Genomic DNA, 20,961 nt, shown 5'->3' on the forward strand with positions numbered 1-20,961 from the left:
TTTCAGGATAAATGGAACCGTTCGGTAACAAAAATCACCCCAAATACCGCCCCAAATGCTCCACCAGCATCCGGATTTTCGGGCTGAGGTGCCGATTGGTCGGGTAAAGCGCCCAGATACCTTCATCGGTCGGCTGGAATTTGGACAGGACCGGGATCAGATCACCGCTGGCAATCCACGGATCGACGTAATAGTCGGGCAACTGGACAATGCCGATGCCCTTTAGCGCGGCATCCAAAAGCGCCTGCCCGCTATTGGCGTGGATCGAGCCGTGAATGCGGATGGTGCGTTCCCGGCCGTCTTCTTCAAACCGCCAGTAATCCAGCGTCCCGACAAGGCAGTTATGGCGCGCTAGTTCCGAAAGCGAATACGGCTCGCCGCGTTTGGACAGATAGGCTGGCGATGCACAGACATGAAGGCGGCGGGTTGAAAGCTGCTGGCTCATCAGACTGCCGGTCGTGCCATCCAGCCGCCCAAGCCGGATCGCCATGTCATAGCCTTCCAGCACCAGATCAAGTTTCTGGTTGGTAAAACGGCACAGGACTTCAAGTTCCGGATATCGCGCCACGAAATCATTGACCAGCGGCGCAATCACGGTTTCGCCGTAGGTTGTCGGCGCGGTCAGTTTAAGCTTGCCACGCGGCACCTGTGTCAGGGTGCCAATCGCGCGTTCCGCATCCTGCAAGCCATCCAGCAATTGCCGGCAATGCTGGTAGTAAACCAATCCGGCTTCGGTCGCGCTGACCTTGCGCGTGGTGCGGTAAAAAAGCTGCACGCCAAGCTTTTCTTCCAACGCGGTGATCTGGCGGCTGACCTGGGCCACGGAAATGCCAAGCTGCCTGGCGGCCGCCGTAAAGCTTTTGCGTTCCGTCACCGCGACAAATTCGCTGATCCCGTCCCACGCATTCATTGTTACACCACCGTAAAAGTCATTTACCGAAATACCGGATTATCAGATCAGGGGAAATAAATACACTGTTGGCAGTAAATCATTCAAGCCGGAGGAGCGACATGAGCGCCCAAACCATTACCTGCAAAGCCGCCATTGCCTGGGAAGCGGGCAAGCCGCTATCGATTGAAGACGTTCAGGTCGCCCCGCCCAAGGCCGGCGAGGTCCGTGTGCGCATCGTTGCCACCGGCGTTTGCCACACCGATGCCTTTACCCTGTCGGGCGAAGACCCCGAAGGCATTTTCCCCGCCATCCTTGGCCATGAAGGCGGCGGGATTGTTGAATCAATCGGCGAAGGTGTCACCAGCGTTGCGGTCGGCGATCACGTGATCCCGCTTTACACCCCGGAATGCGGCGAATGCAAATTCTGCAAATCGGGCAAAACCAACCTGTGCCAGAAAATCCGCGCCACCCAGGGCAAGGGACTTATGCCTGATGGCACCACGCGCTTCTCGCAGAATGGCAAGCCGATTTACCATTATATGGGCTGCTCGACCTTCTCGGAATATACGGTTCTGCCGGAAATCTCGATTGCCAAGGTCAACAAATCCGCCCCGCTTGAAGAAGTCTGCCTACTGGGTTGCGGTGTCACGACCGGCATGGGGGCCGCGACCAACGCCGCCAAGGTCAAACCGGGCGACAGTGTTGCGATTTTCGGTCTGGGCGGCATTGGTCTTTCGGCCATCATCGGCTGCAAAATGGCCGGTGCCAGCCGCATCATCGCCATTGATATCAACGAAAAGAAATTCGAACTCGCCAAACAGCTTGGCGCGACCGATTGCATCAACCCGCAAAAATTCGACAAACCGATCCAGGAAGTCATCGTCGATATGACCGATGGCGGCGTTGAATACAGCTTTGAATGTATCGGCAATGTCAATGTGATGCGGTCCGCCCTTGAATGCTGCCACAAAGGTTGGGGGGAGTCGGTGATTATCGGTGTTGCCGGTGCCGGTCAGGAAATCTCCACCCGCCCGTTCCAGCTTGTCACCGGGCGCGTCTGGCGCGGCACCGCCTTTGGCGGGGTCAAGGGCCGGTCGGAACTGCCCGATTATGTTGAACGCTACCTTAAGGGCGAATTCAAACTGTCCGATTTCATCACCCACACCATGAAGCTTGAAGACATCAACGAAGCTTTCGACCTGATGCATGAAGGCGAAAGCATCCGTTCGGTCATTCATTACTAAGACCATCTGGCTTCATACGAAAACCCCGCCATGCCGGTAAAATTCCGGCAAGGTGGGCGAACGGGAGAATAAAATGGGCATCGAAAATTCATCCAGTAACAAGGTATTCGGCGGCTGGCACAAACAATATACCCATCGGTCCGATGTGCTGGGCTGCGATATGCGGTTTGCCATCTTCCTGCCGCGTCAGGCGGGCAAGGGCAACCGTGTGCCGGTGATGTACTGGCTATCGGGACTGACCTGCACGGATGAAAACTTCATGCAGAAGGCTGGCGCGTTTCGCATCGCAAGCGAACTTGGCATTGCCATCGTCGCCCCCGACACCAGCCCGCGCGGCGACCATGTGCCCGACGATGAAGAAGAAGCCTATGACTTCGGCAAGGGGGCCGGTTTTTACGTCAACGCGACGCAGGAACCCTGGGCGCGCAATTACCGCATGTATGATTACGTGACCGTGGAGCTTCCGGCCCTTGTCCGCGATCATTTCCCGATTTCCGATGATGCGGTGATTTCCGGCCATTCGATGGGCGGGCACGGCGCGCTGATGATCGCGCTTAAAAATCCGGGCATGTTCAAATCGGTAACGGCCTTTTCCCCGATTTCAAACCCGATCAATTGCCCGTGGGGCCAGAAGGCGCTTGGCAATTATCTGGGTGATGACAAATCCGTCTGGAAACAGTGGGACAGCTCGGAACTGATGAAGGCCGCCACCGCCAGGGATATGCAAACCCCTGCCCTTGTCGATCAGGGCGATGCCGATGGCTTCCTGACCGAGCAGCTTAAACCCGATACGCTTTTTGCCGCTGCAAGCCACGCCGGTTATCCGCTGAACCTGCGCATGCAGGAAGGCTACGACCACAGCTATTACTTCATCGCGAGCTTTATCGAAGACCATCTGCGTTTCCACGCATGGCATCTTGGTATCGCCTGAAATCAAGTCATCGAAGAACCCGCACCCAAGCGGTTTTCACCCGGCACGCGCCTCGTCCCTGTAGGCGTGCCGGGTCTTTTTTGATCAATCTGGATCGAAGCTGCGCGCATCAATCGCATCGGCCACATCGTCCGCCGTTTTAAGCGTGCGGATGATCAGCGGCACGACAAGCGCCAGCACCGATTTATCAAGCCCGCGCGCCCGTTGCGCATCGCGGATTTCATGACCGATTTGCGCAATCACCGGGATAAATCGCAACACCATAGAAAAGGCCAGACTGACCTTTTCCGGATTAACCCCAAACCGCGCCAGCGGCCTCATCGCCCGTTCCAGCGCGGCCAGCATGTCGGACGTTTTGGTCGTCAGGGTCACAAGCCCGGCAAAACTGACAATCGCGGCTAGCCGGAAAATCACCACAAGCCCCGCCTGCCAGTCATGGAGCCAAAGCTGCACGGCAAAGAACAGAACCAGCAACCACAATATCGGCCTGATCTGCGCCCAAAGGATGCCGGGACCAAAACCCGAAACCGGATACAGGACAAAAACCGTCACCAGCACCACCGCCAGAACCGGCCAGTCAGGGATCAGAAAAACACCGGTCCCCAGCAGGATAAGGGCAAGCACCTTTAACCCGGCTGCCGCCCGGTGCAGGGCGGAATTACCATCGATGTAAAGTCCGGCAATCACGCCATCATCTCCCGATAGCGGGGAATGGCGATGGACGGCACATCGTCACAGGCGATCCGGCCATTTTCAAACACCAGCACCCGGTCATAACCGGCAATCAGATCAAGGTCATGGGAAACCGTAATCACGGTCTGATCCAGTTCGGCAATCGCGCGTTCGACCCGGTTGCGATTGCGCAGGTCAAGCAAGGTGGTCGGCTCGTCAAAGATGATGTAACGCGGCGCCATCACCAGCACCCCGGAAATCGCCAGAAGCTGTTTCTGCCCCCCGCTTAACAAATGGCTGGGATGGTTGCGAAATTCCGACAGGCCATATCGCGCAAGGACTTCGTCGATACGACGGTCAATCTCGTCCTTTGGCAGTTTAAGCGCCTTCAGGCCAAAGGCGATGTCTTCCTCGACCACCGGATAGACGATCTGATTATCCGGGTTCTGAAAAACAAAGCCGACATGGCGGCGCACTTTGCGCCCGTCCTTGGCAGCATCGAAGTCATCGACGCGCACAATCCCCGACGATGCCACCTGAAGCCCGTTCAGCAGCCGGACAAAGGTGCTTTTGCCCGATCCGTTGGCCCCGACAATCCCGATCCGCTTTTCGGAAAGTGACAGTGAAATATCGTCAAGCACGCGACGCTGATCAAATTCCACGGTGACATTTTCAAGCGTGATCATCAGCACCCGGCGCAAAATTTCAGACAAGGAATAACGGCAAAAGGCGCGATCTGATGACCGCGCCTCATCAAAACCTAGCGTGCCTTGGAAATCAAGGGATAGGCACGGCGCACCGCAAGGCAGGCCGCGGTTGCAATCGCAACCTTGATCACATCGCCAATCAGGAACGGCGCGGCCCCGACGGTCGCCTTCCAGTAACTGACATCAACAACGATGCTGACCCAAAGATTGCCAATCGCATACAGGACAACAATCCCGCCAACCGCAATCGACAATGCCGCGTTGAAGATATTCAGCCTGTCCCAGAATTTTTCAATCAGCAGGCCGATCACAAAGGCCGAAATCACCCAGCCGACGATAAAGCCGCCCGTCGCCCCCAGAAGAACGCCAAAACCACCGCGCCCCCCCGACAGAAGCGGCAGGCCAAGCGCCACCAGCACAACAAACAGCAGGATCGAAAGCCCGCCACGACGCGCCCCCAAAATCGCCCCGGCCAGCATCGGCCCCAACGATTGCGCGGTCACCGGCACCCCGGTAATCGGCAGGGTGATGGGCGGAAACAACCCAAGCACGGCGGTCACCGCCGCAAACAACGCGATATAAACGATATCTTTGGTGTTCATGATTTGACGATCCTTCCTTCCCGTTCTCCCCGGCGAAGGGATAGCCGCAAAACCGCAGACCGCCAAGCAAAATGACGCTTGGCTTTGACCCAAATGGACTGCCTAACGGGAAACTTCGAACAAACTTAGCTACTTAGATCCGCTCCACAACACTGTCGTTCGCGTGAGGAAAATCAACCAAATAGCGAGACATGGTGAAGACGGAAAAATCCATGATAATATATCTTTGATTCCACCCAACTTATCTAGATTTTGACTAGGGAGTGAGCAGGTTTGGACACTGTTCAGATCGGGAATGCACTGGAAAAGGCTATCTTTGATTTTTTGATTGAGCAGCAAAACAGAGGTCAACTACTGCTCGACACTCAATCACCAAAGCTATGCACAGTCTGCTGGAAGCCAAAATACTACTGTAAAGAGCGCGAAAACGAAGTTGAATTTGATGTTTCTATTGAAGTCCGACGCAAGCCGGGACTTGATCCGCAAGAAATTATAGTACTGGAGTGCAAGAACTATAGCGGCAACGTTCCAGAGACAGCAATCACAGACTTCTCAGACAAGCTCACTCGCATCGGAAGACACAATACGAAAGGATTCATAGTTGTCTCCTCTGCTTTACAACGTGGAACAGAGAAATTAGCGAGAAGTAGAAAAATTGGTATCGTCAAATTCGATGAGAATGGTTTGCAGTTCATTGCGGAAAGGCGGTTGCGGGATAACCTCAACAGCAAATTTGCGAAAAGTTCTTTGTTCGAAAAAAATAAACAAACGAAGAAACTCAAATTCGCTGCCACCTTCATGGGGAGATATTTCGACAACCCAACCGAATTCCTGAGCACCTTAGTTGGGATACCTTTCGAAAACCAAGCAGAAGAAGCCGACACTTGCGCTCAAATCACTTACTTGAGCAAAGACGAAATCGAAGCGTTTGCGAACAAGCTACTTAAATCCATAAGCTACTTCGATGGTCCGGTCGATCTTGACATGGCCTGCCAACACTTAGGATTAACTCAGATCAATGAAAGCGGGAGCGTACCAAACGCAGATGGTTACGAAATTCTAGGTAAGGCTGACTTCGCCAACAATGTCATTTCGATATATGATAGTGGGAACCCTCGACGGCAGAGGTTTACACTGGCCCACGAAATAGGCCATTTCCAGTTGCAGCACGGCGCATTCCTACGCTCAGAAACCACGATAAAACAAGACCTTATGATTTCCGATCCGGATAGCATGGGAAGCTCGATTGACAGAATGGAGTATCAAGCCAACCTCTTTGCGTCACACCTCCTGCTACCAAAGACAACATTACTATTAAAAATCAAACACTTAAAGAAAGAGTTTGATTTCCGCTACAAGGGTGATTGCAACATCTTCGTAGATGATCAACCCGGTAATCAAGCTGACTTCTTTAAAATAATTTCCGGTGTTTCAGAATTCTTTGACGTGTCAACTACAGCTGTTCAGATCCGGCTCAAAGGCTTAGGGCTGATCATTGATGAAAGGGGTAAACACTCAAACTTTGTTTCTGCCTTCACCCGCAACTGGTTAAGGTAAATCATTATCTTCATCTTCTTCGGCAAAGGATTTAAGCCGCATCAGGGCAGAATCCCAGCGCCCTGCAACATGGTCAAGCCACGCCCGCGCAAGGGCCAACCGATCCGGGCAAAAAGCATATCGGCTTTCACGCCCGATCCGGTGACTTTCGACCAGCCCCGCCATCTCAAGCACGCGCAAATGTTTCGTCACCGCCTGCCGGGTCATGTCAGCATCATTGGAAAGCGATGCGATTGACCGTGCCTGACCGTCCGACAGCCGATCAAAAATCGCCAGTCGGGTCGGATCGCCCAAAGCGGCAAAGATTTCGGCAAAACCCGGATCACCAACAGATCCCGGCATGTGATTTTCAGTTTTCGACATATTTCCTGATATTTTCCAACTGGAACGCCCAGCCATTTGTGTTGGCCTGCAAGGCAGCCGAAAGACGATGTGCAGGCAGTTTGTCAAAGCCGGTTTCACGCACGGTCACCCGCGTCACACCCGCTTTTTCTTCAAGCCAGAATTCGACAAGCGTTTCCGGCTCCTTGCTGTAATCCACATCCGGCTCAATCGCATAGGGATGCCACGTATAGGCAAAATAGGCTGGTTCCTCCATCGCCTTGATGGTCGATTGCCATTTCACATGCGTGAAACCTTCAATCGTGATCTGGCCATTTGAGACCTGCCCGACGACAAAGGCATCTTTGATATTCACACCAAACCATGTTCCGAATTGCCTGTGATCCGTCAAGGCCCTCCAGACACGCTGGCGCGGAGCGTTGATCTCGATTTTCTTTTCAATGCTATTGGTCATTCAAGCAACCTCCTGGTTGCATTTAATCTGACATACAACATCCCAATACGCAACCAATAAGTTGCGCATTTGATTTACCATCCTCACCCACAGACGGCCTTCGGTCCCGCAGTGCACTCCGATCACTCCCGGCCATGTCAACATTTCCGACAACCGAAGAAGCCCGGACAAATCTCGGGCGTCTGCCATCCTCGCCAACTGACGGTTCTCGGGCTCACCGCCCGCTCCCATCCCTCCGGCCATCGCGACATTTCCGGCAAACGATGAAGCCCGGACACATTTCAGGCGTCTGCCATCCTCGCCAACTGACAATCTCCGGGCCCACCACCCGCTCCGGTCACTTTCGGCCACGGTGACATTTCCGGCAAACGATGGAGCCCAGACACACCTCGGGCGTCTACCATCCTCACCGACGGACGGCCTTCGGGCTCACCCCTCGCTCCGGTCACTTTCGGCAATCGTGGTTTTACCGCAACCGATGGAGCCCGGACACACTTCGGGCGTATGGCCCCCAATGGTCCACCATCGACGGGTCACAGATCACCGCTGCCCGCTGCTGCCATCGCTGCCGCTCCCGGCAAATCTAACGCTCCCTCTCCAACAAGACGCACCTCTCCCGTCATGACAAATGACCGGGTTAGCCCCTTAGTCCTCTGCCTTAGCCCTTAGGCAGAATGCCGCCGTAACGGCTTCGCCATCCGCCGGTCAATACCCTGCGGATCGCCCCGCCACCCTGCCTCAATCTTTGCCGCTGCATCCTGATTACCTCTTTCATCCGGCCCCAAACGCAAAAACCCGCGAGGCTCAAGGCCTCGCGGGTTTCGGTCTGGGCGGTTTTGTCCCGTTGACTTTTCTCTTATGCCATAATTAAAAGAACAAATCAAGAACTTTTTTGAAAAAAGTTTTATATGCAGTCTGCCCGCAGACTATCGCCCTTGCTTAACCTTCCGGCCAAATGTTCAGGCCCGGCCATTTTCAGGCCGGGCCCGTGTGCTCCCGTCATCCGGTATTATTGCGTCCTGATCCCCATCAGGACGCGGCGGATTGACGGAGCCCCCCTGTCTCGATGATGAAATTCTTGACGTCTTCAAGGCCATCCATCGCCTTGAGATTGGTAAACAGGAACGGACGGGTGCCACGCATTTTTCTGGCGTCGCGGTCCATCACCCCCAGATCTGCACCGACAAGCGGTGCCAGATCGGTTTTGTTGATCACCAGCAGATCGGACCGCGTGATGCCAGGCCCCCCTTTACGCGGGATTTTGTCGCCCGCCGAAACGTCGATGACATAGATGGTGATATCGGCCAGTTCCGGCGAAAAGGTCGCCGAAAGGTTATCACCACCCGATTCAATAAAGATCGCCTCAAGCCCCGGATGCTTGGCGGTCATGTCCTCGACCGCGGCAAGGTTGATCGATGCGTCTTCGCGAATGGCGGTATGCGGGCAGCCCCCCGTTTCAACACCGGCAATGCGGTCTGCTGCCAATGCACCCGACCGGGTCATGAATTCGGCATCCTCGCGGGTGTAAATATCATTGGTGATCGCGGCGATATTGAACTCGTCGCGCATGGCCTTGCACAGCCGTTCCAGAAGGGCGGTTTTGCCCGAACCAACAGGGCCACCGATACCAATGCGAAGGGGGGAGCTCATGATCTGAAAAGCCTCGTATATTGGGTTTCGTGTTTCATCGACGTCCAGTCAACCATCGGGGCAGCCGCCCCCAGATTGACCGGATCGGTATTCATCGCGGTTTCGGTCGCCACCGCCACCGCCTGATCAAGGGACGCAAGCGTCCGCACACCATCGGTCTGCCCCAACGGCACCAGACGCACGGCACTCGACACCAGATTGGCCGCCATCGCGTGCAAAAACGCGCTCAGCGCATCACGCAACGGCACATCCGCCTCGGCCGCGGCAATACCCACCGCAACCGGATAGGATGGCAAACGGTCATCATCGCGCATTCGCTTGGCCCAGAGGGTCAGGATACCATCGCCCCAGACCTTTTGGGCGGTCGAGACAAAGGCACGCCCCTGCGCCGTTGCCTCCAGCGCCATTTCAGCCGTCCCGCGCCAGCAATCGGCATCCACCCCGATATCAAACAGCGCGTCCAGATCCCCCGCACGCGCCGCGCGCCATGCGGCACAGAACAGCACCGCATCAATCCGCCCGGCACCGAATTCCAGAACCCCCTCAATCCAGGTTGTCAGGCTTTCGGCACTGATGACCCGGCGATCCTCGACCGCGTATTCGACACCATGGGAATAGGTATAGGCACCGACCGGGAATGACGGGCTAAGCCATGTCATCAACCGCATCAGGCCACCCGGCGTCAGGTTGGCGGGGGAACGGGGATCAAGTTCAGTGGTCATGCGGCTCCCCGATTGCGTGGGCGTGCGCATGAGAATGGGAATGCCCGTGAGAATGCGCATGGCTATGATCATGGCCGTGATCATGCGGGTCTTCGAAATGATCATTGCCGTGGCTGTGCCCGTGGCCGCCACCGCCTAGCCCGTGATAGGCCCCATTCAGCGGATCAAACGGGGCGACTTCGGCGAAAACAACGCCGCCCAGCCCCTGCACCATGTCGCGCATGACATGATCATCAATGATGCGAAGCCGCCCGTCTTTCAGGACCTGAAGCGGGGTATGACGGTTGCCGATATGCCATGCCATTTTGGCCGTCGCAATCGGGCCGGAACAGGTAATCGTCAGGACATCTTCGGCAGCCGCACGCACCACGATCACCCCGCCATCGACCAGACGCAACTTATCCCCATCCCCCAACCGCACGGCATGCGGAAGATCAAGCAGGAACGCCTCCCCGGCATCATCCATCAGCCGGATACGCCGCCGGTGCCGGTCGGCAAAGGCAAGTGTTACCGTCCCGCGCACTTCGGATGTGTCGGACTGACTGACCGGAATATGTTCAATGGCGCGACGCATGATCCGGGCTCCTAGAACAGGAAGTAACGCTGTGCCATCGGCACGCGGTCAACCGGCTGACAGGTCAGAAGTTCGCCATCGGCACGGACCTGATAGGTTTCCGGATCGACTTCCATTTTCGGCAGGGCATCGTTCAGTTTCATGTCCTTTTTGCCGATATTGCGCGTGTTCGAAACCGCCAGAAGCTGCTTTGCCAGACCAAACTCGGCGGCAATCCCGGCATCAATCCCGGCCTGGGATACGAACGAGAAGCTCGATTTCGACAATGCCGAACCATAGGCGCCAAACATCGGGCGATAATGAACCGGCTGCGGTGTCGGGATCGAGGCATTCGGATCCCCCATCGCCGCCCCGATGATCATGCCGGCCTTGATGATCATATCGGGTTTGACGCCAAAGAACATCGGTTTCCAGACCACGATATCGGCGATCTTGCCGACCTCGATTGATCCGACATGGGATGCAATCCCCTGCGCAATCGCCGGGTTGATCGTGTATTTCGCGACATAACGCTTGGCACGGAAATTATCATTCCCCGGCCAGTCTTCCGACAGGCTGCCGCGCTGCTTTTTCATCTTGTCCGCCGTCTGCCAGGTGCGCGAAATGACTTCGCCCACGCGGCCCATGGCCTGACTGTCCGATGAAATGATCGAAAACGCGCCAAGGTCATGCAGGATATCCTCGGCCGCAATGGTTTCGCGGCGGATGCGGCTTTCGGCAAAGGCGACGTCTTCGGGGATTTTCGGATCAAGGTGATGGCACACCATCAGCATATCAAGATGCTCGTCGATGGTATTCACCGTAAAGGGACGCGTCGGGTTGGTCGAACTTGGCAGAACGTTGGCCTCGCCGCACAGCTTGATGATATCGGGCGCATGGCCGCCACCGGCCCCTTCGGTATGGAAGGTATGAATAGTGCGACCCTTGAAGGACGCGCGGGTATGTTCGACAAAGCCACTTTCGTTCAGTGTGTCGGTGTGGATCATCACCTGCACGTCAAGGTCATCGGCCACCGACAGGCAGGTATCAATCGACGCCGGGGTCGTGCCCCAGTCCTCATGCAGTTTAAGCCCGCAAACACCGGCTTTGACCTGTTCGATCAAGGATCCCGGAAGGGTCGCGTTGCCCTTGCCAAAGAAACCGATATTCATCGGCAATCCGTCAGCCGCCTGCAACATGCGGGCAATGTGCCACGGGCCGGGCGTACAGGTGGTGGCGTTCGTGCCCGCCGCCGGGCCGGTCCCGCCGCCCAGCATCGTGGTTACGCCGGAATAAAGCGCATCTTCGACCTGTTGCGGACAAATCCAGTGGATATGGGCGTCAATCCCGCCTGCGGTGATGATATTGCCTTCACCGGCAATCACCTCGGTCCCCGGACCGATGATGATATCGACACCGGGCTGCACATCGGGGTTCCCGGCCTTGCCGATCCCGGCAATGCGGCCATCGCGAATGCCGATATCGGCCTTGATGATGCCGGTATAATCAAGGATCAGCGCGTTGGTGATCACGGTATCGACCGATCCCTCGGCACGCGATGCCTGCGACTGGCCCATGCCGTCGCGGATGACCTTGCCACCGCCGAATTTGACTTCTTCGCCAAGGATCGTGAAATCCTGTTCGACCTCGATCAGAAGCTCAGTATCGGCCAATCGGACCTTGTCGCCAACGGTCGGGCCAAACATGGCGGCATAGGATGCGCGATCAATTTCATAAGCCATTTTTACGCTCCCAGCTTGCCGTTGATTTTGGCATTAAAGCCATAGACCACACCCGACCCGGCATATTTCACCAGATTGACCTCCCGCGTCTGGCCCGGCTCGAACCGCACGGCGGTGCCAGCCGGGATATCAAGACGGAAACCACGTGCCGCTTCGCGATCAAAATCAAGGCCCGGATTGGTTTCATAAAAATGATAATGCGATCCGACCTGCACCGGGCGATCCCCGGTATTGGCGACGGTCAGTGTTTTGGTTTCGCGATCCTGATTAAGGATCAGGCTGCCTTCTTTGGTAATGATTTCACCTGGAATCATGGCCTGTTTCCTTTGCCTAGCGGATCGGTTCGTGAACGGTCACAAGCTTCGTCCCGTCGGGAAATGTCGCTTCGACCTGAATTTCGTGGATCATTTCGGCAATGCCATCCATCACCTGATCGCGCGTGATCACGGTCGCCCCGTCGCGCATCAGATCGGCAACCGACTTGCCATCGCGCGCCCCTTCGACCACAAAATCCGTGATCAGGGCGATGGCTTCGGGATGGTTCAGTTTCACACCGCGTTCAAGGCGGCGTCGCGCCACCATGGCGGCCATTGAAACCAGCAATTTGTCCTTTTCGCGTGGCGTCAGATTCATGCCGTTCTCCTAAATTTCCCAAAGACGCGGCAGGCGCGCCGGAAGTCCCCGTGTTTGATGGCGGAACTGTTTCCACCACGCGCCGTAAACCCGGCGCAATTTCATCGGATCGCGCGCCATGAAACGCGTGATCAGAATCCCCTTCATCGCGGTTGCCGCGCACAGCACATCCGTTTCCGTCAAACCCTCGGATGCGCGCACAAGACAATCGCGGGCAATATCAAGCTTATCTTCGGCACCCTGCCCGACCAGAATGGCGGTCGCCGCCGCCCGCGCACCATCAAACGATGCGGGATGATCCAACATGCGCAAAACATCACCTTCCAGATGCAGCGCATCGCGCCAGACCGGCCGCCCGTCAATCGACACATCCCATGCATCACGTGCCAGCCCGGTCGTGAAAACCTCACCGCGGGCAAGGCGGCCAAACACCATGATTTCCCCGGCCATCACCTGCCCGGAACCGACAACGGAAACCGTCGTCTTGCGGCGCAGACGCGCCTGATCAAACAGGATGGTTTCATGGGGCAACCATTCCAGCCAGCCGCTATCTTCAGCCACCAGATCAACCGACATCACGCAATCAGGTCCGGCGGAACGGTAAATCTTTTCGGCGGCCTGGGCGGTAAATAGCGCAGATGCCCCTGCCTTGACCCGGCCTTCAAATGCCAGATGATCGCCCCCCACCATGCCACCCGACGTCGTCACCAGAACGGCAGTCACCAGATCCCCGGCAACCGGCCGCGGGAACAGGATTTTCATCGGGTCGCGGTAATAAAGATGATCAAGGGTCGCAAACCCCGCACCCGGCGCGCCCGGCTTGAACGCAACCTCGGCCCGGCCATCGGTGACGATCGGGTTGGAAGCATCTGACATTTGCGGTTCCGCCTTCAAATCGCTGCGAACCGGGTTTTCGAATTTGCGAAGCTGCACAAAGCCACCTGAATATTTCAGTCGCACAACCGGTTAACCCATGGTCAGACCGGTTGGCCCATCGGCAAGCACAGCAAGATACGGGCCAAACCGCGCCGCCCGCAATCGCGCCACTTGCAGGGCCGTGTCCAATTTCCCCATGCGCAAAATTTTGGCAAATGCTGATCAAACAGTCAGATGGGACCGGACCTTTTCGCGGTCCAAAGTATCCTTTGCCCCCGCCAGCACCACCTCGCCACGTTCGAGCACGACAATCTCGTCGGCCAGTTCATGGGCGAAATCGAAATACTGTTCGACCAGAAGGATCGCCATATCGCCTCGATCCGCCAGCTGTTTGATCACGCGCTGGATATCCTTGATGATCGATGGCTGAATGCCTTCCGTCGGTTCGTCCAGCACAAGAAGCCGCGGGCGTGTCACCAATGCCCGCCCAATGGCAAGCTGCTGCTGCTGCCCGCCCGAAAGATCGCCGCCACGACGGCCCAGCATGTCGCGCAGGACCGGGAACAGTTCAAAAATCTCGTCGGGGATATGACGAAGGGCGCGCGGAAGGGCGGCAAACCCGGTTTCAAGGTTTTCCTTCACGGTCAGAAGCGGAAAAATCTCGCGCCCCTGGGGCACAATCGCGATCCCCGAGGCGGATCGTTTCCAGGCCGGATCACGCGATATGTTTTTGCCTTCCCAGGTGATGTTGCCATCGGCAATCGGATGCTGTCCGACAACGGCGCGCATCAGCGATGTTTTACCGACACCGTTACGACCCAAAACCGCCGTGACCTTGCCGGTTTCGGCACTAAGCGACACCTTGCGAAGCGCATGCGACGCCCCATAGAACAGATCGATATTGGCAACTTCCAGCATGATCAGCGCCCCAAATATACTTCAATGACCCGCGGGTCTTTCTGAACATGGTCAAGGCGGCCTTCGGCCAGAACCGATCCTTCGTGCAGGACCGTCACCTTGCAATCAAGGTCGCGGACAAATTCCATGTCATGTTCGACAACCACAACCGACCGGTCCGTTGCAATGGATCGCAGCAATTTCGCGGTCTGTTCGGTTTCGGAATCCGTCATCCCAGCAACCGGTTCATCCACCAGAAGCAATTCCGGCTCCTGCATTAGCAACATGCCAATCTCAAGCCACTGTTTTTGCCCGTGCGACAGGTTGGCTGCCGTCTCGCCCCGCTTGTCGGTCAGCATGATGGTTTCAAGCGTCTGTTCGATGCGGCGTTTTTCGTCATTGCCCAAGCGATGGAAAAGCGCCTGAAACACCCCCCGCCCGCCCGAACAGGCCAGCAGCAGATTGTCAAACACCGTATGGCTTTCAAAAACGGTCGGCTTCTGGAACTTGCGCCCTATGCCAAGGTTCGCGATCTCGGCCTCATCAAGCTTGGTCAGATCGACTTCGCTTCGAAACATCACATCACCCGTATCAGGCCGGGTTTTACCGGTGATGATATCCATCATCGTCGTCTTGCCCGCCCCGTTCGGGCCGATGATCGCGCGAAGTTCGCCCGGTTCGACATAAAAGGACAGACTGTTAAGCGCACGGAACCCGTCGAAGGTAACGGAAACACCATCGACATAAAGGATGGTATTGGCTTGGGCGGCCTTACGTTCGGCCTGCTCGATCCTGATTTCGGCTGCCTCGCTCATGCCTTGCCTCCTTCGTTTGCGCGCCCGTTCAGGAAACGCTTGCGCAAGGTGCTAAACACCGATTGCCGGTCGGGCGATCCAAATGCCGGCACCGCACCGATCACACCCTTTGGCAGGAACAGGGTCACGGCGATGAACAGCCCGCCAAGGAAGAACAGCCAGAAATCAGGCATCACGCCGGTAAAGAAGGTCTTGGCATAGTTCACGATGAACGCCCCCAGCACCGCACCATACAGCGTGCCGCGCCCGCCAACCGCCACCCAGATAACGATTTCAATCGACAGGGCCGGGGCAAATTCACCCGGATTGATGATGCCGACCTGCGGCACATAAAGCGATCCGGCAATACCGGCCATCACGGCCGACACGGTAAAGACGAACAGTTTGTAATATTCGACCCGGTAACCGGTAAACCGCACGCGCGCCTCGGCATCGCGGATCGCGATCAAAACCTTGCCCAGACGCGAATTGGTAATGCAGCGCGCAACGACGTAACAGATGCCAAGCATCACACAGGATACAATGAACAGGGTCGCCCGCGTTCCATCGGCCTGCAACGAGAAACCAAGCAGATCCTTAAAATCGGTCAGGCCGTTATTGCCGCCAAATCCCATATCATTGCGGAAGAATGCCAGCAACAGCGCATAGGTCATCGCCTGTGTGATGATCGAAAGATACACCCCCGTCACCCGCGACCGGAAGGCAAGGAAACCAAACACAAAGGCCAGAAGCCCTGGCACGAACATTGCCATCACAATGGCGAACCAGAACATGTCAAAGCCGTACCAGTACCACGGCAGTTCGGTCCAGTTCAGGAACACCATGAAATCCGGCAGTTCCGGGTTGCCATAAACCCCGCGATCCCCGATCTGGCGCATCAGATACATGCCCATGGCATAGCCGCCAAGCGCAAAGAACGCCCCGTGACCAAGGCTTAGAATCCCGCAGAACCCCCAGATCAGATCAACCGAAAGCGCCAGCAACGCATAGCAAAGGTACTTGCCAAGCAGGCTCATCATCCATGTCGGAACATGAAAGGCCGATCCTTCGGGCACGATCAGGTTGCCGACCGGTATCAGGATCGATGCGACAATCAGGATCGCAAGCAGGATCATGCCGCCACGATCACGCAACAGCCAGCCGATCACCGGCGTCATTTGGTATTTCTGGCGATAGTCGGTCATATATCAGGCCTCCACCGCGCGACCCTTAAGGGCAAACAGGCCCTTTGGTCGTTTCTGGATAAACAGGATCAGCGCAATCAGAACAAAGATTTTCGCCAGCACCGCACCGGCCACCGGTTCAAGGAACTTGTTCACAATGCCAAGGCTGAACGCACCAAGGACCGTGCCCCAAAGGTTGCCGACCCCGCCAAACACCACGACCATGAAACTGTCGATGATGTAGGTCTGGCCAAGGTTCGGACTGACGTTTGAAATCTGGCTAAGCGCGACACCGGCTATCCCGGCAATCCCCGAACCAAGCCCGAATGTCAGGGCATCGACATAACCGGTGCGGATGCCGACCGATCCCGCCATGCGGCGGTTCTGGGTCACGGCACGCATTTGCAGGCCAAAGGCGGTATAGCGCAGCACAATCGCGATCCCGCCGACCACAATCAGACTGAACAGAATGATCCAAAGCCGATTGTAGGTCAGGACCAGACCGTTTGACAGCTCAAGCGCGCCACTCATGAAATCGGGTGCGGTAACCTGCTGGTTGGTTGCGCCAAAGATGCTTCTGATTGCCTGCTGCAAAACAAGGCTCACCCCCCATGTCGCCAGAAGCGTTTCAAGCGGACGCCCATACAGGAAGCGGATCACGCAGCGTTCGATCACAATGCCAACCAATCCCGCGACAACAAATGCCGCAGGCACCGCAATCGCCAACGACCAGGGCGAACCCGACGGAATGACAGATGAAAAAATCTGCTGCACAACAAAGGTGGTATAGGCACCGATCATGATCATTTCGCCGTGCGCCATATTGATCACGCCCATCACACCAAAGGTGATGGCAAGACCAACCGCGGCAAGCAACAGGACAGAGCCAAGGCTGATGCCGCGATAGACATCACCTAACGTCTGCCACATCGAAAGCCGCCCCTCGACATCGGCAAGCGCATCTTTGGCGGCGGCAACGACTTCGGGCTGGTAACTTTCGGCTTCGGCACCAGCAACGAATTGCGACAATACCGCACGGATTTGCGGTGTGGTTTCGCTGGCCAGCACTTCGATGGCGGTCAGGCGTTCCTCGGTGGTTTCACCAGCCGCCAGCGCCATGGTTGCCCGCGCAAGTTCCATCCGCGCCAAAAGTGTCGCATCTTCTTCACGTTCGATCGCGCGGATCAGCAATGGTAACATCGACGGATCGCGGGCATCCATTACCTGCTCGACGGCAGCGGTACGGATACCGATATCCTGACTAAACAGGTTAAGGGCCGCCAACGCATCGCGCAGCGCACCGCGCAGACGGTTGTTGATCTTGATCTTGTCGAGCTCCTTGGAACCGCTTTCACCCACAACCTCGCCGCTGACGACATCGATATGGTTCCAGACCTTGCCCTTTTTCTCGCCAATCACGACGTGTTCGTCGCTGGCACGCACAAACAGGTTGCCTTCAAGCATTGCGTTCAGGATCGGCGCGACGCGGGGGTCGCCATCGGCGGCCATGGCCTCGATTGCTTCCAGCTTTTTGGTCGAACTTTTATCGTTCAGCTGTTCCGTTACATTGCGCAGTTCTTCGTCGCTAAATGCCTGTGCTGGCTGCGGTGATGCCAGCACCAAAACCGCAAAAATTGCGGCAACGGCAAACAGGACAGGCAGGGAATTATTCGCGCAAGAACGGAAACGGCACAGGACAGCGGTCATGACAGTGCGCATGGTCACCAAGCCTTTGAAAATCGGATGTCAGAAAATCGCAAAAAGAATGGTTGCCCGATGATCAGGACAACGAAAAACAGGCTGGCTGCATCAACAGCCAGCCTGTCCAATCCCGATCAGTACATCGGTTTTTCACAGTTGCCGCAGACCCACGGATAGGTCCAGTCGGCGGTCAGCTTTGCGCTTTCGGGCAGGAAGTCCGACCATGCATCGCCAACGACGGTGCCTTCGGTTTCCCAAACGATGTCAAACTGGCCATCATCCTGCACTTCGCCGATCAGAACCGGCTTGGACAGGTGGTGGTTGGTGTTCATGACAGCCGTACCACCGGTCAGGTTCGCAACTTCCTGGCCATACATGGCCTGGCGGACGGCATCAACATCGGTGGTGCCAGCCTGCTCAACAGCCTGTTTCCACATGTTGAAACCGATATAGGTTGCTTCCATCGGATCGTTGGTTACGCGTTTTTCGTCACCGATAAAGGCATGCCATTTTTCGATGAAGGCCGTGTTGGCATCGGCTTCAACCGACTGGAAATAGTTCCAGGCCGCCAGATGACCGACCAGCGGCGCGGTATCGATACCGGCCAGTTCTTCTTCCCCGACCGAGAAGGCAACAACCGGAATGTCCTCGGCTTTGATGCCCTGGTTGGCGAGTTCCTTGTAGAACGGCACGTTGGCATCACCGTTAATGGTCGAAACCACGGCGGTTTTCTTGCCAGTGGATGCGAATGCCTTCACATCGGCAACAATCGACTGCCAGTCGGAATGACCGAACGGGGTGTAGTTCTCCATGATGTCTTCATCGGAGATACCCTTGCCATTCAGGTAGGAACGCAGGATTTTGTTGGTCGTGCGCGGATAGACATAGTCCGTCCCCAGAAGAACGATACGCTCGGCACCGCCGCCATCTTCGCTCATCAGGTAGTCAACAGCCGGGATTGCCTGCTGGTTCGGCGCGGCACCGGTATAGAACACGTTGCGAGAGCTTTCCTCGCCCTCATACTGAACCGGATAGAACAGCATGCTGTTCAGTTCCTCAAAGACCGGCAGAACCGACTTGCGCGAGACCGAGGTCCAGCAGCCGAACACGACATCGACCTTGTCTTTTTCAATCAATTCACGTGCTTTTTCGGCAAAAAGCGGCCAATCCGACGCCGGATCGACAACTACTGCCTCAACCTGTTTCCCCAACAGGCCGCCATTTTTATTCAGATCATCCACCAGCATCAGGACCGTGTCCTTCAGCGTGGTTTCCGAAATCGCCATCGTCCCAGAGAGAGAGTGCAGAACGCCGACTTTAATCGTGTCAGCGGCCTGGGCATTTGACATGGTCATTGCAGACCAAGCCAAGGCCCCAGCGCCCATAAGCGCCTGAAGCTTCTTATTCATTCTATTGCCTCCACTGCGAGTTTATTGCACCGCAGTGTTGCTTGCTAAAATCGTGCCAGATTCCGAATAATATGCTGCACCGCCAGAAATCGCGGCGACTCAACGCAATATCCAACTATTTAACAGGCAGAAAATGGAAAATATTTGCGCCACACGCGATTTCAATGATCACTTTTCGATCATTAATTAAAATTTGATTATTTTTTAATCACGTTGACCTTGGGCTTCTTCCCCCTTATCTGAGGGGCGGAAGTTTCGCCTTTCTGCGGTTATTGCACCACAATGCCCATAGGCCGAAGCATCCCGCCCCGCCGGTTCGCCGGCGGGGTTGTTTATATATGACAATGCGGAACAATCATTGCGCCGCGATGGCAGGCAGATCCGTTGAAATGTCACCGATCACCGATCTGATCTGATTGCGCAACCAGACCAGCCCGACATCCTTGTCCGCCCAGATCGGCCAGTTCATGGTCACCGGCGGGAAGTTCAGCGGAATAGGCATTTCACAGAACACCAGCCCGAATAACGGCGCATATTGCACCGCAATCCTGCGCGGCACAGTCGCAACAATCGGCGCATTCCGGGCAGCGGCAAGCAACGGCATGAAATCTGGTGCGGCCAGAACAACATCAAGATCGATGCCAATCGCACGTAATGCATCCCCAACGCAGCCTTCGACATTTCCGGTCTGAGACAGAACGGCATGACGCGCACCCAGATATGTCTCGCGCGATAATGGCGGCGTCAGCTTGCAGATATCGGGGTTAAAGCAACAGGCCACGCTGGACTCAAACAGCACTTCGCCGATCTGACGGGACTCCTTGCATCCGATTGCCAGATCGATTTCCCCGGCATTCAGCATCAAATCGACCGTTTCAACCGTAATCGAACGACTTACCAGACGCACACCAGGTGCGGTTGATTGCAAATGGTGCACCAATGCTGGCAACAGGACCATTTCCATTTCACCGGTGATACCGATGCGAAATATGCGGTCTGCCGTGTCCGGATCAAAACTGTCCGTCGCCTGAAGCGCACTTTGCGCCTGCGTCAATGCCGCCCGAACCGGCCCGGCAAGGGCGCGCGCCTTTGCGGTTGGCTGCATTTTCTGTCCGACACGGACAAAAAGATCATCCTGCAGCAATATCCGAAGCGTTGACAAATTGTGGCTCATTGCGGACTGACCAATCCGCAATTTTTCGGCAGATTTCGTGACGCTCAGCTCTTGCATCATTGCGTCAAACGCAATCATGAGGTTGAGGTCAAATGACCTTAAATTGAAATGATCAATAGTATCCATGATCCGCATCGATTTGATTACTGACTGATTGGAATATAGCCTTTCTCTATCGCGTTACAAGCTGCCGGTTAAATCCCGGCATTTGATTGAGGGAGAATA

22 protein-coding genes are annotated in these 20,961 nt (G+C 56.0%); 3 read left to right on the forward strand and 19 right to left on the reverse strand.

The genetic code is table 11. From position 1 onward, the window contains the following. Positions 1–34: 34 nt before the first annotated feature. Positions 35–910, reverse strand: a complete 876-nt coding sequence (locus ABIE64_RS04725) for a LysR substrate-binding domain-containing protein (protein ID WP_354376771.1) — start codon at positions 908–910, stop codon at positions 35–37. A 116-nt stretch (positions 911–1,026) separates the two neighbouring features. On the opposite strand from ABIE64_RS04725, the gene ABIE64_RS04730 reads away from it, so the two are divergent. Together ABIE64_RS04730 and fghA are read left to right on the forward strand one after the other, a co-directional pair. Then, positions 1,027–2,136 (forward strand): S-(hydroxymethyl)glutathione dehydrogenase/class III alcohol dehydrogenase, encoded by a 1,110-nt coding sequence (locus tag ABIE64_RS04730; RefSeq protein WP_181849953.1) that lies wholly within the window; start codon positions 1,027–1,029, stop codon positions 2,134–2,136. A 73-nt stretch (positions 2,137–2,209) separates the two neighbouring features. Then, positions 2,210–3,067: an S-formylglutathione hydrolase gene (fghA, locus tag ABIE64_RS04735; protein ID WP_354376772.1), complete on the forward strand. Its 858-nt coding sequence runs from the start codon at positions 2,210–2,212 to the stop codon at positions 3,065–3,067. A gap of 84 nt (positions 3,068–3,151) precedes the next feature. On the opposite strand, the gene ABIE64_RS04740 is transcribed toward fghA, so the two are convergent. The 3 genes from ABIE64_RS04740 to ABIE64_RS04750 form a co-directional block, all read right to left on the reverse strand. Further along, entirely contained in the window at positions 3,152–3,754 is a 603-nt protein-coding gene (locus ABIE64_RS04740) for an energy-coupling factor transporter transmembrane component T family protein (protein ID WP_354376773.1), read from the reverse strand. After that, on the reverse strand, positions 3,751–4,425 hold the full coding sequence (locus ABIE64_RS04745; RefSeq protein ID WP_354376774.1) for an energy-coupling factor ABC transporter ATP-binding protein: 675 nt from the start codon (positions 4,423–4,425) through the stop codon (positions 3,751–3,753). The genes ABIE64_RS04740 and ABIE64_RS04745 overlap by 4 nt, the downstream gene beginning before the upstream one ends. Positions 4,426–4,499: 74 nt before the next feature. After that, a complete protein-coding gene (locus ABIE64_RS04750; protein ID WP_354376775.1) occupies positions 4,500–5,048 on the reverse strand; it encodes a biotin transporter BioY in 549 nt (182 codons plus the stop codon). A gap of 273 nt (positions 5,049–5,321) precedes the next feature. On the opposite strand from ABIE64_RS04750, the gene ABIE64_RS04755 reads away from it, so the two are divergent. Next, complete coding sequence (locus tag ABIE64_RS04755) at positions 5,322–6,605, forward strand: ImmA/IrrE family metallo-endopeptidase (RefSeq protein WP_354376776.1); 1,284 nt, start codon at positions 5,322–5,324, stop codon at positions 6,603–6,605. Here ABIE64_RS04755 and ABIE64_RS04760 read toward each other — a convergent pair. The 15 genes from ABIE64_RS04760 to ABIE64_RS04830 form a co-directional block, all read right to left on the reverse strand. Beyond that, entirely contained in the window at positions 6,597–6,968 is a 372-nt protein-coding gene (locus ABIE64_RS04760; RefSeq protein WP_354376777.1) for an ArsR/SmtB family transcription factor, read from the reverse strand. The two genes, ABIE64_RS04755 and ABIE64_RS04760, sit on opposite strands and share 9 nt — an antisense overlap. Next, complete coding sequence (locus tag ABIE64_RS04765) at positions 6,955–7,401, reverse strand: SRPBCC family protein (protein ID WP_354376778.1); 447 nt, start codon at positions 7,399–7,401, stop codon at positions 6,955–6,957. The genes ABIE64_RS04760 and ABIE64_RS04765 overlap by 14 nt, the downstream gene beginning before the upstream one ends. A 1,029-nt stretch (positions 7,402–8,430) precedes the next feature. Beyond that, positions 8,431–9,051, reverse strand: a complete 621-nt coding sequence (ureG, locus tag ABIE64_RS04770) for an urease accessory protein UreG (RefSeq protein ID WP_354376779.1) — start codon at positions 9,049–9,051, stop codon at positions 8,431–8,433. Continuing rightward, positions 9,048–9,773, reverse strand: coding sequence for an urease accessory protein UreF (locus ABIE64_RS04775; RefSeq protein ID WP_354376780.1), 726 nt, complete (start codon positions 9,771–9,773; stop codon positions 9,048–9,050). The genes ureG and ABIE64_RS04775 overlap by 4 nt, the downstream gene beginning before the upstream one ends. Further along, entirely contained in the window at positions 9,763–10,347 is a 585-nt protein-coding gene (locus ABIE64_RS04780; protein WP_354376781.1) for an urease accessory protein UreE, read from the reverse strand. The genes ABIE64_RS04775 and ABIE64_RS04780 overlap by 11 nt, the downstream gene beginning before the upstream one ends. An 11-nt stretch (positions 10,348–10,358) precedes the next feature. Continuing rightward, positions 10,359–12,068 (reverse strand): urease subunit alpha, encoded by a 1,710-nt coding sequence (gene ureC, locus ABIE64_RS04785; RefSeq protein WP_354376782.1) that lies wholly within the window; start codon positions 12,066–12,068, stop codon positions 10,359–10,361. 2 nt (positions 12,069–12,070) lie between these two features. Next, on the reverse strand, positions 12,071–12,382 hold the full coding sequence (locus ABIE64_RS04790; protein ID WP_007088864.1) for an urease subunit beta: 312 nt from the start codon (positions 12,380–12,382) through the stop codon (positions 12,071–12,073). Between the two features lie 16 nt (positions 12,383–12,398). Next, a complete protein-coding gene (locus ABIE64_RS04795; protein WP_007088863.1) occupies positions 12,399–12,701 on the reverse strand; it encodes an urease subunit gamma in 303 nt (100 codons plus the stop codon). 9 nt (positions 12,702–12,710) lie between these two features. Next, positions 12,711–13,577: an urease accessory protein UreD gene (locus tag ABIE64_RS04800; protein ID WP_354376783.1), complete on the reverse strand. Its 867-nt coding sequence runs from the start codon at positions 13,575–13,577 to the stop codon at positions 12,711–12,713. Between the two features lie 222 nt (positions 13,578–13,799). Then, positions 13,800–14,495, reverse strand: a complete 696-nt coding sequence (urtE, locus tag ABIE64_RS04805) for an urea ABC transporter ATP-binding subunit UrtE (RefSeq protein ID WP_007088861.1) — start codon at positions 14,493–14,495, stop codon at positions 13,800–13,802. 2 nt (positions 14,496–14,497) lie between these two features. Continuing rightward, positions 14,498–15,289, reverse strand: a complete 792-nt coding sequence (gene urtD / locus ABIE64_RS04810) for an urea ABC transporter ATP-binding protein UrtD (protein WP_354376784.1) — start codon at positions 15,287–15,289, stop codon at positions 14,498–14,500. Further along, complete coding sequence (urtC, locus tag ABIE64_RS04815; RefSeq protein WP_354376785.1) at positions 15,286–16,473, reverse strand: urea ABC transporter permease subunit UrtC; 1,188 nt, start codon at positions 16,471–16,473, stop codon at positions 15,286–15,288. Before urtC ends, urtD begins: the two co-directional genes overlap by 4 nt. Before the next feature lie 3 nt (positions 16,474–16,476). Next, positions 16,477–18,171, reverse strand: a complete 1,695-nt coding sequence (gene urtB / locus ABIE64_RS04820; protein ID WP_354376786.1) for an urea ABC transporter permease subunit UrtB — start codon at positions 18,169–18,171, stop codon at positions 16,477–16,479. A gap of 116 nt (positions 18,172–18,287) precedes the next feature. Further along, on the reverse strand, positions 18,288–19,562 hold the full coding sequence (urtA, locus tag ABIE64_RS04825) for an urea ABC transporter substrate-binding protein (RefSeq protein ID WP_063092701.1): 1,275 nt from the start codon (positions 19,560–19,562) through the stop codon (positions 18,288–18,290). Between the two features lie 355 nt (positions 19,563–19,917). Further along, positions 19,918–20,862 (reverse strand): LysR family transcriptional regulator, encoded by a 945-nt coding sequence (locus tag ABIE64_RS04830; protein WP_063092576.1) that lies wholly within the window; start codon positions 20,860–20,862, stop codon positions 19,918–19,920. Between the last annotated feature and the right edge of the window lie 99 nt (positions 20,863–20,961).

It is taken from the genome of Thalassospira sp. MBR-102 (genome assembly GCF_040549275.1).
Classification (GTDB): domain Bacteria; phylum Pseudomonadota; class Alphaproteobacteria; order Rhodospirillales; family Thalassospiraceae; genus Thalassospira; species Thalassospira xiamenensis.

Bases quoted from the DNA above. Each gene is read 5' to 3' on its own strand.
- ABIE64_RS04760 (WP_354376777.1), bottom strand. From the start codon at position 6,968: ATGTCGAAAACTGAAAATCACATGCCGGGATCTGTTGGTGATCCGGGT.
- ABIE64_RS04800 (WP_354376783.1), bottom strand. From the start codon at position 13,577: ATGTCAGATGCTTCCAACCCGATCGTCACCGATGGCCGGGCCGAGGTT.
- ABIE64_RS04750 (WP_354376775.1), bottom strand. From the start codon at position 5,048: ATGAACACCAAAGATATCGTTTATATCGCGTTGTTTGCGGCGGTGACC.
- ABIE64_RS04830 (WP_063092576.1), bottom strand. From the start codon at position 20,862: ATGGATACTATTGATCATTTCAATTTAAGGTCATTTGACCTCAACCTC.
- ureC (WP_354376782.1), bottom strand. From the start codon at position 12,068: ATGGCTTATGAAATTGATCGCGCATCCTATGCCGCCATGTTTGGCCCG.
- ABIE64_RS04780 (WP_354376781.1), bottom strand. From the start codon at position 10,347: ATGCGTCGCGCCATTGAACATATTCCGGTCAGTCAGTCCGACACATCC.
- ABIE64_RS04795 (WP_007088863.1), bottom strand. From the start codon at position 12,701: ATGAATCTGACGCCACGCGAAAAGGACAAATTGCTGGTTTCAATGGCC.
- ABIE64_RS04790 (WP_007088864.1), bottom strand. From the start codon at position 12,382: ATGATTCCAGGTGAAATCATTACCAAAGAAGGCAGCCTGATCCTTAAT.
- urtD (WP_354376784.1), bottom strand. From the start codon at position 15,289: ATGAGCGAGGCAGCCGAAATCAGGATCGAGCAGGCCGAACGTAAGGCC.
- ABIE64_RS04725 (WP_354376771.1), bottom strand. From the start codon at position 910: ATGAATGCGTGGGACGGGATCAGCGAATTTGTCGCGGTGACGGAACGC.
- ABIE64_RS04775 (WP_354376780.1), bottom strand. From the start codon at position 9,773: ATGACCACTGAACTTGATCCCCGTTCCCCCGCCAACCTGACGCCGGGT.
- ureG (WP_354376779.1), bottom strand. From the start codon at position 9,051: ATGAGCTCCCCCCTTCGCATTGGTATCGGTGGCCCTGTTGGTTCGGGC.
- urtE (WP_007088861.1), bottom strand. From the start codon at position 14,495: ATGCTGGAAGTTGCCAATATCGATCTGTTCTATGGGGCGTCGCATGCG.
- ABIE64_RS04745 (WP_354376774.1), bottom strand. From the start codon at position 4,425: ATGATCACGCTTGAAAATGTCACCGTGGAATTTGATCAGCGTCGCGTG.
- fghA (WP_354376772.1), top strand. From the start codon at position 2,210: ATGGGCATCGAAAATTCATCCAGTAACAAGGTATTCGGCGGCTGGCAC.
- urtB (WP_354376786.1), bottom strand. From the start codon at position 18,171: ATGCGCACTGTCATGACCGCTGTCCTGTGCCGTTTCCGTTCTTGCGCG.
- ABIE64_RS04765 (WP_354376778.1), bottom strand. From the start codon at position 7,401: ATGACCAATAGCATTGAAAAGAAAATCGAGATCAACGCTCCGCGCCAG.
- urtA (WP_063092701.1), bottom strand. From the start codon at position 19,562: ATGAATAAGAAGCTTCAGGCGCTTATGGGCGCTGGGGCCTTGGCTTGG.
- urtC (WP_354376785.1), bottom strand. From the start codon at position 16,473: ATGACCGACTATCGCCAGAAATACCAAATGACGCCGGTGATCGGCTGG.